The sequence below is a fragment of the Flavobacterium sp. N2038 genome (assembly GCF_025947185.1).
In the GTDB taxonomy this organism is placed as follows: Bacteria; Bacteroidota; Bacteroidia; order Flavobacteriales; family Flavobacteriaceae; genus Flavobacterium.
This window is the reverse complement of the sequence record NZ_CP110001.1, coordinates 1,685,047-1,698,872: the sequence shown is the minus strand read 5'-3', so window position 1 is coordinate 1,698,872 and position 13,826 is coordinate 1,685,047. Positions and strand designations below refer to the sequence as shown.

Below are 13,826 nucleotides of genomic sequence, written 5' to 3'. Positions count from 1 at the left end.
TTTTTAATTGAGAATATGGGAAGATACTAAGTCGCAAGTCACAGAGTCTCGAAGTTTTTGTTTCACGCAGATTTAAAAGATTTAAGCAGATATGTGCAAAATTTTGCATAACAAATTTTAAAATTAAATCAGCATGAAAAAAATCCAGAAAACATTAAAGACTCACTACACTGCGCCTCTACCCTTTCATCTTTACTCTTTCGTCTTTACTCTTCGTATCGATTTATTTCACGGTCATAAAAATCATTTGCCTTAATAATAAGACCTTCCATTTCTGCATTTAATTCAGCTTCATCAAGATCTTCAGCTTCTTCCAAAAATTCTACCTCATCATCTTTTAAATTGATGATAAATCTTGGGTAATCAAGGTGAATGATAAAGATATCATCTGGAAAATCGGTATTGTCTCCAAGTAAAAATTTAGGTAATTCCATTTTATTTATTTTTTATAATTATTATTTAGCCATTCCCGATAACTATCGGAATAGTTATTTTTCCCGGAAATTTAAAGCTTATTTTATTCTCAAATTTAATTATTTGACTCTGAATTAATGATTAATTTCTTTGTCAGGAAATGAAAGCGAATGTACAGAAAAATTGCCGCCGAAGTTAATCCTGCCAAAAGTCCAATCCATACTCCTTCTGCTTTCCATTCTGTATATTCTCCTAAATAGTACGAAATTGGAAAACCAATAACCCAATAGGCCACAAAAGTGATATACATAGGAATTTTTACATCCTGTAAACCACGCAAAGCACCAAGAACAACCACCTGAATCCCATCAGAAATTTGAAAAACGGCTGCTATTAAAAGTAATTTTGATGCGATACTTATTACTTCTTCATTATCCAGGATTTGTCCGGTATTCTCCATATTCAGGAAAATATGAGGTAAATATTCATGGAAAGCTATAAACAGAATCGCAAAAACGGTTTCTAAAATAATGGCAAGCAGGAAAATAGAACGAGCCACAACGACCAAATTTTTAAAATCATTCAGTCCTCTTTGATTACTCACCCTGATCATTGATGTTACACTTAGTCCCATTGCAAACATAAAAGTCATCGAAGCCAGACTCAAAGCAATTTGATTGGCTGCCTGACTGGTTTTTCCAATATTTCCGCAAAGCCAGATTGATGCTGTAAACAATACCACTTCAAAAAGCATTTGCATTGCAGAAGGGAAACCAATTGCAATTATTTTCTTTATGGTTTCTTTCTTGATTTCGTCAAAACTGAAACTCTTAAAAAAGCGTTTTAAGTCATCTCTTCTTGAGAGCATAATATGCATGAACATTACTAAAAAGATTCTCGAGATCACAGTTCCTAATGCTGCTCCGATAATTCCCATTTTTGGAAAAATCCAAACACCATAAATCAACATATAATTAATACCAACGTGCAGTACATTTGCCATAACCATAGCATACATCGAGTATTTTGTTAATGATAAACCATCAGCAAACTGTTTGTATCCCTGATACATTATTAAAGGAATCAACGAAAAAGCTACCCAGTCCAGATAAGGTTTTGCAAGTGCAATTACATCAGCCGGCTGATCCAGCATTTCCATTATTGGCTTTGCCAGAACAATAACTCCAAAAAGAGCTAATCCCAAAATTGTACATAAAAACAATCCGTGATGAAACGCCGTTCTGATTTTGGTATCATTTTTCTCAGCATCGCCTTCTGCAACGATTGGAGTAATTGCAGTAGAAAAACCAATTCCTAATGACATGGCGATAAAAATCATGCTGTTTCCTAATGAAACTGCTGCCAATTCGGTACTACCTAATTTCCCCACCATGATATTATCTACAATACCAATTAAGGTATGCCCAACCATTCCTAAAATTACGGGATAGGCCAGTCTGAAATTATATGAAAACTCTTTGGTGTATTGCTTTAAATTCACTTTTATTCCTTTTAGTCGGCAAAGATAATCAGAAGCGACGAATTCTATCTCATTAATAAAAATATATACCAATTTTAAGACAAAAATAAGCACGCCCTAATATTATGTAACGATTTTTAAAAATTATATAACAAGGTCATATACCGTCCAAATTACTTTTACAGTATTAATAATTCAAAATATTTGCCATGAAAAAATTACAAATGATCTGCCTTGCTGCTTTCGCTTTTTTATACGCCAACACGACTTTTGCTCAGGACAGCGAAGTCAAAAATTATGATCAGGGTTTTAGATTAGGATTTGGTTTAAACGGAGGAATCCCAACCGACAATGATTACAGATGGTCACTTGGAGGAGATGTTCGTTTACAATATGATTTGTCTAAGAAAACATCATTGACCTTAACAACAGGTTTTACTAACTTGTTTATGAAAGATCAAAATGGTGTTGAAGTAAAAGATCTGGGATTTATTCCTGCAAAAGCCGGTTTTAAAGCCTTTGTCTGGGAAGACCAGTTTTATGTTTTAGGAGAAGTGGGTGCCGGTTTTGCTGTAACAAACGGTTATGACAAAACAACTTTTTTATGGGCTCCCGGAATTGGATACGCTAATAAATATATTGATTTAAGTGTACGTTACGAAGATTATCATGATTTCAAAACCAATCAGGTAGCATTGCGTGTTGCTTATGGTTTTGACTTATAAAAATTAAGGTTTAATTTATTTTTTTGTTTTTGGTAACAAGCCCGACAGATCGCGTAATCTGTCGGGTTTTGTATTTTATACCGTTGGTCAAAACAAAAGTGCTATTAGTCAAATGATTTTTCAGGATTGGTTTAGAACACTGTAATTCGCAGAAAATTTAATTCAATCATGAACAAAACAGTCATTTATTTATCGCAGCTTTTCCTTTTTTTACTGGTTACTGTTGCTGCACAATCACAAACGGGAATTTCGGGAGAATTTAAAGTCGATTATGTTCCTTTTTCAAAGTATATCCGACCAATGGACAGTACTAAAACAAATGCCGAAAGCAATTTTAAAAGAGCACAAATCGCTTTTGAAGTACCGCTTTCTTTAAAGATGGATCAATACGACCACCCAAAGCTTTGGTCGGTATTTTTTAATGGAAGTTATGCCAAAATGGAAAACAGAAATTATGAGATTGAATCCCTTCCAATAGAATTTCAGGGCGGATTTCCTAATGAATTACTGAACACACAAATCGGGGTCAAACATTTACGTTCTATTTCTCCTTCCTGGTCTTTATTAATAATGGCTTCTGTTGGTGTTTATACAGATATGGTGGAAATTAATAAAGATGATGTCCTGATGCAGGGAGGTGTTCTTTTTATCAAACAATTTAATCCTAATCTGGCTTTGGGTGTAGGCCCCGTTCTGACCAATAGTTTTGGTGTACCAATGGTTCTTCCCGGAATTTACTTTAATTGGGAATCAAAAGGGGCTTTACATTTTAAAATTACTTTTCCTGAAGGTGTAGAATTAGGTTACCGAATGTCTGATCATTTTGATCTAAAAGCAGTAGCCGAGTTAAGCGGAATGACAGCCGAAACCAAAATTGGAAATAAATCGACCTTACTTGGTTATCAACAAATAATTGCAGGTTTAAGACCTCAGGTAAAACTAGGAAAACACTGGATTTTAGAACCAACAGGAGGAACTACTCTTCTTCGAAGTTTCTCGACTACTAACCGAAAAATTAAAGATATTTTTAAAGAAAAAGATATTCCAGATCCAAAATTCACCACTACCTTTTATGGAGCACTAGCTCTAAAATGGAAATTCTAGAGCTATCTGCTTAATAAGTTTTTATAGACTACCTCTTTCAATAATACTTCTCTGCGAGTTCTTGAAATAGGTAGTTCTTGTCCTTTAATAAATAAGCGTCCGCCGGAAACAGAATCTATATGCGTAACATTTACCAGAAATGATTTATGAATTCTAAAAAAGATTTCTGTGGGAAGTGTTTCCTCTAATGAAATCATAGTTTGATGAATAATCAGAACTTTATCCTTAAAATGAAGCTTTGCATAATTTTGCATTCCTTCGATATACAGAATATCTATCCAGGAAATTTTCTGAAATCCTTCTTCCTGACGCACATATAAGAAAGGATCCAACTGACTTTGTTTTGGAGAACTCATCATTTGATACCATTGCCTCGCTTTTAACGTAGCCTGATAAAAACGCTGAAAAGTAATAGGTTTTAATAAATAATCTACTACCTGTAAGCGATATCCATCTAAAGCGTGTTCTGAATAAGCCGTAGTAAAAATCACCAATGGTGGATTATCTAATGATTCCAAAAACTCTAATCCGGATAGATAAGGCATATTGATATCTAAAAACATCAAATCGATTTGCTTTTCCTGAAGATAAGAAGTGGCTTCTAAAGCCGAAGCACAAGTACCTGCAACTTCAAGAAAATCAATTTTAGAAACGAAATCTGCGATTCCGTTTCTTGCTATAGGTTCATCGTCGATAATGAGACATTTCATGTTCGTATTTTTTTATTTCAGGTTTAATGTTTTTTTGTTTCCTGCAGATTTAGCAGATTTTTTTTTGAAATCCTTTTAATCTGATAATCTGTGGCTAAAAATTTAACCGCAAAGAGCGCAATCCCGATAGCTATCGGGATACGCAAAGTTCGCAAAGTTTTTAACTCTTAAAAAGGATGCAAAGATCACTAAGCATTATGTCTTAAGATTTTGCAGATTAAAAATTCGTGAATTGCTTTGCCTGTTCGCTATCGCTCGGGTCGTGGCAAAAAATCTATATAATCTTTGTCCAAAAAATCATTTTAAATCTAAAGTCACGATGACCGTAAAATCAGAATCGGTTTTATTGATATTGAATTGATGTTTTTCCGGATACTGAATTGCCAATCTTTTTTTGACGTTTTCAAGTCCTAACCCCTGGCTTTTAGACGGAATTTTATATTGTTCTGTATACGAGTTTTCGATTCTAAAATTCAATTGATGGTTTAGCTGCTCGCACGATAAATGCACATATCCTTTTTTGTTTGGAAGTCGGGAAACATGTTTAAAGGCATTTTCTATTAAAGGAACTAAAAGCAATGGTACGATTTGAAGCTGTCCGTCTTCGATATTCCATTTGCTTTTTACTTCTAATTCATTTCCCCAGCGGGTTTCTTCAACAGCAATTAAATCTTTCAAGTATTTAATCTCGAGATACAGCGGCACGTATTCTTTGTTACATTCGTACAGTTGATACCTCAAAATATCCGAAAACTGAACCAACAAAACAGACGCCAACTGTACATTGCTCTGCATTAGAATATGAATATGATTCAGGATATTAAACATCAAATGCGGATTAATCTGATCCTGCAAAATCTTGATTTGTGCTTCAAGGTGAACTTGCTGCAATTGCGCGTGATTTCTTTCGATAACATTATGTTCCTGATAAAACCGAAGTCCGCAAGCAGTACCGCAAATTAAAATCGCTGATGGAATGTTGCCGTAAAATCGCGCCCACAAAAAATGAAGAGAATCCGCATCTGCTTCTTCAGGATATATCTTGCTTCTCAAAACCGAATCTGAAAAAACAATATAAATCAATGACAGACAAAATGCCAAAAGCAGTACAACAATAACGCTTTGTACCGCAAACCAGTTCATTTTATTTTGTTTTAGCGCTTTGGGCAATATAACATCACTCAAAATATGAGCTAAAATGGCAGAACAAATCAAAACTAAAACTGCCTGAATCGTGGCCGTGAAAAAATCGTAATCTTCGATCATCTGCGCCCAGATTGTCATACCTAGCAGACTCCAAAAAAAGACTAAAAACATCCAGTGTCTATTTTTATTGATTGCAATCATCTAAAAATAATTTATTGAGAAAATTTAACTTCAAAAATAGCCCTATAATTTTTAAAGAAACAGCAAAGAACCAAAAAGATTCTTTGCTGCATATAGGATAAATGAATAAAATATAGCGTTACAGGAAAAAATATCCAACACCAATGTTAAACGAGTTTGGTTTAGAATTAAAATTTTTACTCACATTATTTAATCCGCCTTGATAAGTAAAATCAACAGTAAACTTCCAAAACTCAACACCTGCCCCAACCTGATATCCAATATTAGATTTGTCAAATGTGTTGTAGGCATTTTTTAACTGATTCAATGATGAAAAGTTTTCATCCAGAACATACGAATAAACTCCTCCGGCAAAAACCCGAACATTTAATGTAGAAAAATCAACCACTTTATAACCAATAACCAAAGGTACATCGATACTTTTCCATTTTGCATTTTTAGATGCTGCTGTAGTAGTCTTTTCAATCTTAGAAGATTTCTCGCTGTACAGAATTTCATTCTGAATATAGAATCGTTTAAAATCAAATCGAGCCATTACCCCCCCAAAATAGCCAGCCGCATATTCTGAGCTGAAACCTTCTGAAACTGGCAATTCAGAATAATTAGAACCTCCTTTTATTCCCAAATGAATTGGAAGCGGAGATTGAGCATTAATTTTAGAAGAAATTAATCCTAATAAGAAAATTGTAGTCAACAATACTAATTTGTACATGTTCATGATAATAGTTTTTATTAATTTGATGCAAAGGAGCACAAACAAAAACCGCTATTAAAATTAGTTTGATGAACTACATTATTATTTTGACCAACGGATTTTTTTTTGTTAGCCACGAATTTCACAAATTAGCACGAATTAATTTTTAGAAATCTGTAAGTGGAAAATTTAACTGCAAAGAACACAAAGTTTTCGCAAAGTGCGCGACGTTTCCAACTGTTCAAAAAATACAAAATTCGCAAAGCTTTGTGTAGAAATAGCTTTGCGAACTTTGCGTTTTTATAAAATCTTAAAAATAAAAATCTTTGCGTGCTTTGCAGTAAAATCAAACCACAAAGCTAAATTTCTTTACTCTATCCTCTTTACTCTATCCTCTTTATTCTATTCTCTTTATTCTATTCTCTTTATTCTATTCTCTTTATTCTATTCTCTTTTCTCCGAATACTTCTTATCCGTCAAAGTTTTCATAAAAGCAATAAGCTGTTTTTTCTCGAGATCTGATAAATTCAATTTGTCTTCCGGTAAAGTTTGGTTCGGAACATCAAATCCTTTGCCTAAACCTCCACCTTCATTATAGAAATCGATAACTTCTTCTAAAGTTTTATAAACGCCATTATGCATATATGGAGCTGTAAGTTCAATGTTCCTAATTGTTGGCGTTTTAAACGAATGTTTATGAATGGCTGCTTGTGTAATCACAAATTTCCCCAGATCTCCATCCAGTTTTTTATTTTTATCCGGAACACCCAGAATTTCGCTTTCTGATCTGTCAAAATTTGGCGGAACTGTTCCATTGGTAAGCGGAATAAAATGGCAGGTGGCACATTTTCCTTTTCCGGCAAATAAATTAAACCCTGCTTTTTCATCGACAGTAAATGTGGTTTTATTTTGCATAAAGCGGTCAAATTTAGAATCGTATTGACTTAACGAACGTATATAAGATGCCAAAGCATTTTTGATTGCAAATTCGTTTATTTCTCCTTTTGGAAAAGCTTTCTGAAATTCTTTTACATATGCTGCATTTTTCTGAATTGCCAAAGCTGATTTCTCCAGAGATCCATGCATTTCGTTTTCGTTTTTAATAACTGCAACCGCCTGATCTTCTAGATAACTCACTCTTGAATCTGCAAAAAACACACGTTGAAAAGCAATATTAGTAAGCGTTGGTGTATTCCGCTGAATCATTGATTTTCCGTCTAGTGCAACTGCTCTCTCCAGACCATCTGTAAAAGCCTTGTCTTCATGATGGCACGAAGCGCACGAACGCGTATTGTTTCCTGATAAAACAGGATCATTGAATAACTTTTTACCCAGAGCAATTTTTTCTGGTGTTGTTTTGTAATCCGGAAAACCGGAGAAAGCTTCAGGATCAAAAGCATCCTGGTCAAATAAAGTTTGTGCTGTAACTTTTAAGCCTCTTTGCTCTTTCATTAAAGGAATTCCTAATTCTGATTGTGTTTTAAAAAGTCCTTTACTTAACGGATTTAAAATTTCTTTAATAAAATAAGCGCGATCAAAAGCATTAAAATTGGTATTCGATTTTAAGTACTTTTTCCCATTTTCTAAAAGCTGAACTACTTGCTTAGCATTAGATACAGATTGATCTTTAAGATAAACATGATAATATTTTTCGATACTTTCTAAAGATGTCAATGCTTCGGGAAGAGAGTTGAGTACAACCGGCGAATCAAAACCGGTGATTCCTAAAGTAATAATTCTGTAAACTTCCAGTCTCATGGCGTCAAAAACATGAGCATCGGTTAATTCATTTGTGTTTGAAACTTTTTCTAATCGAATTAAATTTGCCGATAAAACTCCCAGTTCCTGAATTAATTCTTTTTTATTTTTTTTGTCATACTTCGGAAAAACCAGTTCTTCAATAACCTGAAATCCTTCCGGCGCAACAGTTACTTTATCATTTTCTTCAAACTCCGGTATTGCGGGTCCGTTAATAGATTTAGAAACTGAAGGCGAATAATATTCACTGATCATTTCGACCTTTTTGTAATTTTTATGTGCTTCCAAAAATTGTTTCTGAATTTGGGATTCGGTTGAATCTTCCTGCACCGAATATTTTAATTTGGCAACTTTTTCAATTAATGAAGTAATATCTGCCTGAAACAATTCATTTACTTCCTGATGTTTGCTTTTTTTCTGACAGGCAACAAAAACTATCAAAAACAACAAACAGTATATTTTTTTCATGATGTAATAACGATTAAAAGAGGAATGTTTAGAAAAACAGAAACCACTACCTCAAATTGAAATAGTGGATAACTGTTTTATAAGGACTTAAAATTTTATCTTGGTAAACCTTTTAGAACTAAAATTTGACTTGCCTGATTTTCTTTAGGACGATTTGTACCTCCGTCCGGACTTAAATACTTGTCGCCAGTCCAGCTATGTGGCTGAACACTTAGCATAAAAGTATCATCAATACCTAATTGATCAGATACATCTATTAAAGCACCATACTCCCAGTCACCAAATTTAGACATACCACCTACGTTATATTTTGCCGCGTCAGCTGCTGTACGACGGTGATCTAGTTCTACTACAACTTTCAAATCTTTTGTAGCGATATTATATTGATAAATATAAGCATCATGAGTTTCGTCTCCGTAACCGTTAGCATCTTCCTCAACATAAACGTAATTTTTAGTTACACAAATGTTATCCGGATTCTGGAATTTACCTGCAATTCCGCTACGGTTATCACCGTCAAGAACAACTTCTAAAGTTCCTTTTAATGGGTCAGCAGCATCAAGATTTAATCTGTAAACTCTACCATATTTAGTTCTTGAACCATCTGCATTTGTACCTGTAGTATTTTGTCCAGTTACGTTAAAATACAATTCACGATCTGCAGCGTTTCCTCCTTTACGGTAATCCAAATCCTCAACACGACCAAACTTAATTGCTTTCAGCGTATTTACCGCAGCATTAATCTGAGCTCCTGTAAGTGTAGTATGGTTATCAATTTTTACAAAAGATACCGGATAAGTTTTACTTACTTCCATATCTTTTTCTCTTTGGTTGTCATCATTTCTTTTTAGCATGTATAAAGAACCTCCGGTTAAATCACCTATAGTATTAGATACATACATAAAAACCTGACCTCCATAAGTTCCTGAATCATCATCACCAATTACTACTACTGTTTTTCCTTTGTAAGCAGTAGAACGTAATGGCAATGCGTTCTCAGCACTTAAACGTCCAAATCCAGATAATTCTTTAGATACAGATGCTCCGCCAGCGCTTGCATAAGGATCTAAAGCATGCGTACGAGATTCTTCACCAGATTCTCCACATGTTAAATAAACCGGTCCAAAACCATGTTCTGCTTGTGTTGCCATTGTAGCACCGCATAATCTCCAGGTTCCTCCGCTTGAGTTTAACAAATATTCTCCTTTTGTAGGCTTAAATGTTTTGTCAAATGTAATTCTCGAAACAGCAAAGTTATCTTCATTGTTAACCAAAAAAGTAAACGTACCATCAGCATTTTTTAACAAACCTGAACCATCTGCAGATCCTCCAAAAACAAACTTTGGAGTTTCAATAAAAACGTCATCTGAACTAAAAAGAGAATAAATTTTCAAATTTTCGAAACCTGGTTTCGCTTTTAGTAAACTTGGGGTAACAGATTGATCTTTTAACACAACGCTCGTGGTTACAGCGTCGTCTTTTGAGTCGTTATTACAAGATGTAATTAACGAACCCAGCATAATTAAAGGTAAAATAACTCGTTTCATGTAGCTAAATATTGGTTTTTATTTTTTTGACAAAGTAAACGCTATCACTTTAACTTAAAATGACTTGGATATTATCAAAAAAACAAGACTTTTAGCACAATTACTTCATTAAGCACAAAAAAATTAACAATAAATTAGTAATACAAAATACTCATAAACTTACATTAACATTGGAGCAAAAAAAAGAGTCTTACTTTAAGACTCCTTTTTTAATTGCTGTTTATAGACCTCAAAATTGGCTTTTATTTTATCATCAAGTTCCGGTTCCTTTATATCGGTATGCTTTTGCATTTCTTCCCAGATAATTTTGGCTACAATATAACGGGCCATTTCTTTATCATCGGCAGGAACGACATACCAGGGCGCATGTTCTTTTGAAGTTTCGTTTATCGCTTCTTCATAATATTTTTGATATTCATCCCAATGTTCACGTTCTTTTAAATCACCCGGAGAAAATTTCCAGTGATGTTTTTCTTCTTCTAAACGGCGTAATAAACGCTGGCGTTGTTCTTCTTTACTCAAATGCAGAAAAAACTTCATTACAATTGTCCCGTTTTGAGCAATATGTTTTTCGAAATTATTAATTTGTTTAATTCTGTTTTCCCAAAACTCTGATGTAATATCATCTATCGATTTTATATCCGGTAAATTCTCTGCCAAAATATATTCAGGATGAACACGCGTCACCAAAACGTTTTCATAATGTGTTCTGTTAAAAATTGCAAACTTTCCTTTTTCCGGCAACGCAATATAATGTCTCCATAAATAATCATGTTCCAGCTCAGTTGAATTTGGTGTTTTAAAACTGTGCACCACAACCCCACGCGGATTAAATTCTTTAAAAACTTCCCTAATCAAACTGTCTTTTCCCGAAGTATCCATTCCCTGAAGACAAATTAAAACTCCATATTTATTGTGTGCATACATCACATCCTGCAAATCACTCAATTTTGCCTGAACCTTATCCAGTTTTTCTTCTTTTTCATCGTCGTCGGCATCGATATTGAGTAAAGTTGGAATCTTACTTAACTTAATTTTATCTACTACTTTAAAATCTTTCGGGTCTATTGATTTCATATTTTTCAAATTTTGAATTATAAATGTAGTAATTTTACGAAGCATATTCCCGCTATTCATTGCAATACTTTTTCAATAAATTGTATTTTTCTAAAACACACCAAGAGCTTCTGGTGGTGCCTTGTTCTGTCAGGAAAAAACGCAATTTCTTTATAAAGTATTTTCATTGCTATCAGGGCTAGGGTATCATTTTTAAAAGAACTTATTCAATATTTCAAAATCAATAATGACGAAAAGAATTATATTTTCATTTCTCTTTTGTGTAACATTTATAGGAAATGCACAAAGTAATTCCGAAATTAAAATTGACAGTTTAGTTTCAAACTACATTAAAAAACTTCAAAGCCAAAAAATAGATACAATTTGCATTTATGAAAGTTATTGTGTTGGTTGTAGAATGCTTTTTGACTCCAATAGCAATGAAATTTGTGATGATAATCAAAGAAATCAATCCATTTATATTTTTTGGAAAAGAAACAAAAAAACTTATCTAACAAAAATTAGTACCTGTTCGGAATATTCAGAAGTTAATATTCTACAAGATGATTTTTGGGAGATTTACTTTTCTAATCAAAACATCATAAAAAAGGAAAAATTTAAGCAATTTGAATATTTTCCATATAAAAATTTTAAAGAAGTAAAATGTGCTTTATTAATTGATCATTCTCCGGTTCAAAATTTCAAAATGATTATTAAAGGCTCAATGATTAAAAAAGAATTCAACTCTTTTCAGATGAAGGAACAAAATGATGACGGAATTGTAAACATTAATTATAAGCATAATAATAGATTAAAAAGCAACCTAATTATGGATATTCTCGAAAAAACAGTCTCAGAAGCAGAAAAAAATAATACATTTAAAAAGATAAAGTCAAGATAACAAAGAGTACAAAATAAAACATTCATGGAAAAATTCACCTTAGAAATATTATTTCAAATCATCGGAATCGGTTCGGCATCAGGATTATTTTATAATAATAACGCACTTTACATTATTGGCGACAACAGCGGATTTCTGTACGAATACAATATTCAGAACAAGCAATTAAATCAACACGCTTTAATTGATAATCCGACGCAAAACATTCCAAAAAAATTAAAACCCGATTTTGAATCTATTACGCATCATAATGACACGCTTTATGTTTTTGGTTCCGGTTCGACCGAAAATCGAAATAAAATGATCGAATTTGATTTGAAGAATAAAAACATTTTACAAAAAAACAATTTGGTCGATTTGTATGGTTTAATGCAAAGTTTTGGCGAAATAAAACCGGAAGATTTCAATCTGGAAGGCGCTATTTTCGATGGCGAAAACTGGTATTTATTCAATCGCGGAAATGGGATTTCAAATAAAAACACCATTTTTACTATCCATGCCAAAAGTTTAGGAGAAGAATTTGCATTGGTTGCAACCAATTATAAACTTCCAAAAATAAAAGGTATTCGTTCCAGTTTTACGGACGCGATTTTAGTTGAAGATAAAATTTATTTTCTTTCTACAACCGAAAACACCAAATCAACTTATGATGACGGCGAAATCCTGGGAAGTTTCATAGGAAGAATCGACCTTAAAACGATGAAAATAGATTTTACGCAAAAAATTACCTCAACCAATAAATTCGAAGGCTTGACTTTCTATAAAAAAGAAAACAACAATATTGAATTTTTACTTTGCGAGGACAATGACACGGAGATTCTAGAAACGAAGATTTTTAAATTGACTTTGCCAGTTAAATAAGATACATTACTTTGACCTTGCGTAGCGTTATGTTATAATTTTATCGCAAAGTTTCACAAAGGCTTTCGATTACAATAATAATGTAGAGACGCACCGCAGTGCGTCTCTACCATAAAACCTTTGTAACTTTGCCCCTTTGTACCTGTGAACCTAAAAAAAAAATTTACCCCCGTCCCAACCTTTTTATCTTTTTCGCTCTCTTTATAATTAAAGACCAATATTGTGATAAACGAAACGCTAATTTCTAACTGCAAAAAAATGAACCGCGATGCGCAGCGTCAGGTTTATGAGCACATGGCTCCAAAATTGTATCGCGTTTGCAAACGATACCTCAAGAAAGAGGAAGAGATTGAAGAAGCTCTTGCTGATGCTTTCTATACCATATTTACAAAACTGGATCAGCTCAAAGAAGAAAAAGCTTTTGAGGCCTGGGCCAGAAAAATTACTGTAAATCATTGTTTAGCAACTATTAGAAAAAGCACCAATTTCAACATGTATCTTGATGATGTAAAAGTGCTTTCGCAGCCTTTTACAGAGGAAATGAGCGCACTGGAAGAAGAAGATTTACTCAATTTATTAAACCATATTCCGGATGGATGCAAAACGGTTTTTAACCTTTTTGTTATTGAAGGTTTTGGACACAAAGAAATAGCAGCAATGCTTAATATTTCTGAAGGCACATCAAAATCACAATTAAATGCCGCCAAGACCAAACTAAAAGAACTGGTTAATAAATTGTATTATCAAAAAGCAAAATAGTC

The 13,826-nt window shown here is 33.4% G+C and carries 13 protein-coding genes; 5 read left to right on the top strand and 8 right to left on the bottom strand.

The window, feature by feature from the left end; genetic code table 11:
* Positions 1-206: 206 nt before the first annotated feature.
* Positions 207-434, bottom strand: coding sequence for a hypothetical protein (locus OLM51_RS07795; RefSeq protein ID WP_213257844.1), 228 nt, complete (start codon positions 432-434; stop codon positions 207-209).
* 95 nt (positions 435-529) lie between these two features.
* Positions 530-1,915: an MATE family efflux transporter gene (locus tag OLM51_RS07790; protein ID WP_264553758.1), complete on the bottom strand. Its 1,386-nt coding sequence runs from the start codon at positions 1,913-1,915 to the stop codon at positions 530-532.
* Positions 1,916-2,103: 188 nt separating this feature from the next.
* Between OLM51_RS07790 and OLM51_RS07785 the strand changes: the two genes are divergently transcribed.
* Together OLM51_RS07785 and OLM51_RS07780 are read left to right on the top strand one after the other, a co-directional pair.
* Complete coding sequence (locus tag OLM51_RS07785; protein ID WP_264553757.1) at positions 2,104-2,619, top strand: hypothetical protein; 516 nt, start codon at positions 2,104-2,106, stop codon at positions 2,617-2,619.
* A gap of 168 nt (positions 2,620-2,787) precedes the next feature.
* The gene (locus OLM51_RS07780) at positions 2,788-3,723 is read left to right on the top strand and encodes a DUF6268 family outer membrane beta-barrel protein (protein ID WP_264553756.1); all 936 of its coding nucleotides are present in this window, start codon (positions 2,788-2,790) and stop codon (positions 3,721-3,723) included.
* Positions 3,724-3,725: 2 nt separating this feature from the next.
* Here OLM51_RS07780 and OLM51_RS07775 read toward each other — a convergent pair whose 3' ends face one another.
* From OLM51_RS07775 to OLM51_RS07750, 6 genes are all read right to left on the bottom strand, one after another.
* Positions 3,726-4,433, bottom strand: a complete 708-nt coding sequence (locus tag OLM51_RS07775; RefSeq protein ID WP_264553755.1) for a LytR/AlgR family response regulator transcription factor — start codon at positions 4,431-4,433, stop codon at positions 3,726-3,728.
* A 297-nt stretch (positions 4,434-4,730) separates the two neighbouring features.
* Positions 4,731-5,780, bottom strand: a complete 1,050-nt coding sequence (locus OLM51_RS07770) for a sensor histidine kinase (protein WP_264553754.1) — start codon at positions 5,778-5,780, stop codon at positions 4,731-4,733.
* A 118-nt stretch (positions 5,781-5,898) separates the two neighbouring features.
* A complete protein-coding gene (locus OLM51_RS07765) occupies positions 5,899-6,498 on the bottom strand; it encodes a porin family protein (protein ID WP_264553753.1) in 600 nt (199 codons plus the stop codon).
* 420 nt (positions 6,499-6,918) lie between these two features.
* Complete coding sequence (locus OLM51_RS07760; RefSeq protein WP_264553752.1) at positions 6,919-8,700, bottom strand: cytochrome-c peroxidase; 1,782 nt, start codon at positions 8,698-8,700, stop codon at positions 6,919-6,921.
* A 95-nt stretch (positions 8,701-8,795) separates the two neighbouring features.
* Positions 8,796-10,247: an alkaline phosphatase PhoX gene (locus OLM51_RS07755; RefSeq protein ID WP_264553751.1), complete on the bottom strand. Its 1,452-nt coding sequence runs from the start codon at positions 10,245-10,247 to the stop codon at positions 8,796-8,798.
* A gap of 195 nt (positions 10,248-10,442) precedes the next feature.
* On the bottom strand, positions 10,443-11,324 hold the full coding sequence (locus OLM51_RS07750) for a PPK2 family polyphosphate kinase (RefSeq protein WP_264553750.1): 882 nt from the start codon (positions 11,322-11,324) through the stop codon (positions 10,443-10,445).
* Between the two features lie 226 nt (positions 11,325-11,550).
* Between OLM51_RS07750 and OLM51_RS07745 the strand changes: the two genes are divergently transcribed.
* The 3 genes from OLM51_RS07745 to OLM51_RS07735 all read left to right on the top strand — a co-directional run bounded on the left by OLM51_RS07745 (position 11,551) and on the right by OLM51_RS07735 (position 13,824).
* Complete coding sequence (locus OLM51_RS07745) at positions 11,551-12,204, top strand: hypothetical protein (protein ID WP_264553749.1); 654 nt, start codon at positions 11,551-11,553, stop codon at positions 12,202-12,204.
* 24 nt (positions 12,205-12,228) lie between these two features.
* A complete protein-coding gene (locus OLM51_RS07740; protein WP_264553748.1) occupies positions 12,229-13,065 on the top strand; it encodes a DUF6929 family protein in 837 nt (278 codons plus the stop codon).
* A 258-nt stretch (positions 13,066-13,323) separates the two neighbouring features.
* Complete coding sequence (locus tag OLM51_RS07735; RefSeq protein WP_264553747.1) at positions 13,324-13,824, top strand: RNA polymerase sigma factor; 501 nt, start codon at positions 13,324-13,326, stop codon at positions 13,822-13,824.
* Positions 13,825-13,826 lie beyond the last annotated feature (2 nt).